A 3,440-nucleotide genomic window follows, 5' to 3' on the forward strand; every position below is an offset into this window, starting at 1 on the left:
TGACACCGGTCTCGGGCTGGCCGCAGCCTTTGACCGGCTGGCCAGAATCGGTGGTTCGCTCGCCGTCGCCCCCAACGACGACGATGGTGTCACCGTCCAGGCATGGGTACCGGCATGACCGGCCGAGTCATACGAGTCCTCGTCGCCGATGACCACCCCATCGTTCTCGACGGCGTGACGCTCGCGCTGCAGAACACCTCCTCCATGCGGATCGCCGGCTACGCGCGCACTGGTCGCGAGACAATCAGCGCCGTGCAGGAGTTCCACCCGGACGTGGTTCTCCTCGACCTTCGCCTGCCCGACATGTTGGCCCCAGAAGTGATTCAGGAGCTACGTGCGCAGCATTCCGCCCTGAAAATCATTCTTTTTACCGCTCACCCCGATCACGCCGCGCTCAATTCGGCCATGGCTGCGGGTGGTCACGGAATAGTCGTCAAAGACACCGAACGCACGGATCTCGTCGACGCCATCCGTCGAGTGGCGGCCGGTGAGCGCGTCATCTTCTCCGACCTCGGGCAGGACGGCCTTCTCCTGGTCAACCGAAAACTGCGCGAACACGGCCTGACTCGACGCGAGTACGACATCCTGCGGCATGTCGCCATGGGCGAAACGAATCCTGAGATCGCCTCCGCGCTTGGCCTGACTCGTAATACCGTCAAGACGTACCTGCAACGCACCTTGGAAAAACTCGGCGCGCGCAACCGTGTCGAGGCCCTCAGCCGCGCCAACCAACTCGGCATCCTGTAGCACGGCCGCCCGCCAACCCGTTTTCCGCACATGTCGCATCGCTGCCGGTCAGCACATTGCCATGGTCGCCACTCCTGGCGATCACCGCGGGTCGGCAAGGATAATGTGCGGAAGACGGGACTGAGCGATCGTCGAGTCTACGCCCCAACAGCCGTGTCACGCCCGGTGTTGTTCTGTCACTACCCAGACGCCAGCCGTCACCTGACTCTATCCACGTCGCGACCAGGTCCGCGGCCTCGGCGGCCGGGCACTCTGTCCTGTCGACAGGGCACATTCGCAGCGCCGCAAGCGGCGACCGTTGTCCTGCGTCCAGCCGCGCCCGATCCCACGGTGGCCGGCCCATCGGCGCACCCGGATGCCTGATCCGCCCAGGGCACCCATGAAGCCCTGCCGCCACTTCACGAACAAAAGATCAATAAGCGGTAATGTCACCACTCCGACAGCCAGGAAGTGAACGCACCGACGGCCGCCCCGCGTGTTTTACGTGAAAGCGCGTAGACACCAGGAGGAAGTAATGCGAGGGAAGACAATACTACCGGTGCTGGCGTTGGCACTGGCCGGCACGCTCAGTGCCTGCGGGAGTTCCGAAAGCTCCCAGAGCGCTTCAGCGCCGAGCACCGCTGCCGCTTCCGCCACCCAGGCGGCAGAATGGTCCGCCACTACGTCCGCCAATGCCACGGCCGGCTCGACCAAGGACGCTCCCGTAGGTATCCGCCAGACCTCACTCGGACGTACCCTCGTCACCCCCGCCGGCAGGACGTTGTACAGCTTCGACAAAGACAAGGGCAGCAACACCAGTAGCTGCACCGCAGCCGACTGCGTCGCCAAGTGGCCGCCGCTGCTCCTGGGGTCACCGGGCGATGTGACGGTCTCCGGGCTGGCGAAGCCCGTCGGTACGATCGTCCGTCCCGACGGCGGAATACAAGCAACGTACCGTGGCTTGCCGCTCTACACCTTCGCGGGCGACAGCGCCGCGGGCGACACCAAGGGCGACGGCGTCGGCGGCATCTGGCACGCCGTCACCCTGCCGGCCGCCGCGAGCGCAACGCAGGCCGCCACCGCTGACAGCGGCAGCGGTGGCGGCAGCAGCTACTGACCAACGATTTCGCGCGATCCGCAGCTCGAACGTGCCTGTTCAGCGCAGGCTCAGCTACCCGTACCGCGGTCAGGCCACCTCGTGCCGCAGCGGAATGTAACAGTCAGTGGAGTGGGCGGCGGGAATCTCACCCGCCGCCCACTCGCGGGGGTGGCTGCGAACTGGCGCATGCCTGATTTTGCGAACATTTTGTCCTATAATTCCCCTGGCGTATCAGTCAGCCCACTGACCGGACTACCTGTCCAAACAGTATGACCGCTACGCCATCGCCAACCATGGCCACCGTAAGAATCAACAGTACCGGTGAACAGAAGCCACAAGCCCGGGGAGATGGGCGTCAAGCGCCTCCCTGTGGATGCTGACAAACGCGTAATCGTGAGGCGCCCCATGCGCACGGCCACGCCATGGAACAGGTCCATGCACCGTCGCAGAGCACGCACCCGGCCCCCACGACACCATGCTCGGCACAGGCCACCCAGGCCAGCTCTGTCTCGATGAGCGGCCGGAGGATTCCCGGCCCAGGGCCCATCAGCGGCCGCCAGCCCGCCCTGGCCAGCATCCACCTACTTTCAGTCACGACATGAACGCTGTTGAGGCTACGATCTTCTTCATCGTATGCGGACAGCCTCCTCGTCCCCGCCGAGAGCCGCCTGTTCCAGCATCACCGATTCGGCCCCGAGGGCCTCTGCGCCATCCGCTGGAGACGCACACCGTTCTTTCTTTGTCGGGCACGGTTTCTCACCGATCGCGCAGCCCAGCGAGAGAAGGACGCGCTCTTATGGCGACCCATCGCACAGCGATCACACCCACGATCGCGTCAGGAGAACCCGTTTCTGATGCTGACCGATGCCCTGGCATGGTATACCTGGCCAATCCTGCACGCATGGTCGACGGGCGCACAAATGATCAAGAAGCGAGCCTGGAGAAGCCCACGCGGCCTTACCTACCATAGCTGCCGGAGAACTGCCCCTGACCACGGCGGCCATCGAGGACTCCTCCCCGACACGTTGATCGTCGGACTACGTCCATTCGCCGATATAGAGTTACGCCGGGTAGGATAATTTCCGGACGGAGGCGCGGCGTTGACGACCTACTTCGTCGGCAGCCGTTTCCTGGCGTTCAGCCGCCTCTGCCGGGCCTGGATACGCACTGAACAGCGCCGTACCACACGCGTCGTCCTCACCATCCAGGCTGCTCTCCGCGGCTCAACGAAGCCCGCCGAGCTCCCCCGCGCCACGATCTTTCACAAGAGGCCGCAGGACCCCCAGCCGCCCCGGGACAGGGGTATACCACTGTGTCGTTGAGCGCACCAGGCTATTCCCATGTCGAGATCACGAGGATTATCAACGATGTGGCCACGGCTCGCGCCATGGCCAGCCTCCTGCACCACCATCGCAAGCCGCTGAAAAGAAGGGGACAGGCAATGACTACCGACGACATTCACCCGCTCCCTGCTACGTCCTTTCTCCGTGATGACCTCAGTCTCCGGATCCAGACCCACTCGCCCACCGCGACGAAAACGCAGGGAGAACTGGCCGAGCCGGCAACGGTGGGCGCCATCAGCTCTCGGTTGGCCGGGGCGGACCTGTCCGGCGCC

At 64.5% G+C, this 3,440-nt stretch carries 2 protein-coding genes; both read left to right on the top strand.

Translation table 11 applies throughout. From position 1 onward, the window contains the following. The first annotated feature begins 114 nt into the window (after positions 1-114). Positions 115-747: a response regulator transcription factor gene (locus MJ783_RS22425; protein WP_239313681.1), complete on the top strand. Its 633-nt coding sequence runs from the start codon at positions 115-117 to the stop codon at positions 745-747. A 514-nt stretch (positions 748-1,261) separates the two neighbouring features. Then, on the top strand, positions 1,262-1,843 hold the full coding sequence (locus MJ783_RS22430) for a hypothetical protein (protein WP_239313683.1): 582 nt from the start codon (positions 1,262-1,264) through the stop codon (positions 1,841-1,843). Positions 1,844-3,440 lie beyond the last annotated feature (1,597 nt).

It is taken from the genome of Protofrankia sp. Cj3 (assembly GCF_917627355.1).
Taxonomy (GTDB): Bacteria; Actinomycetota; Actinomycetes; order Frankiales; family Frankiaceae; genus Protofrankia.

Coding starts and splice junctions, on each gene's coding strand:
- MJ783_RS22430 (WP_239313683.1), top strand. CDS start 1,262: ATGCGAGGGAAGACAATACTACCGGTGCTGGCGTTGGCACTGGCCGGC.
- MJ783_RS22425 (WP_239313681.1), top strand. CDS start 115: ATGACCGGCCGAGTCATACGAGTCCTCGTCGCCGATGACCACCCCATC.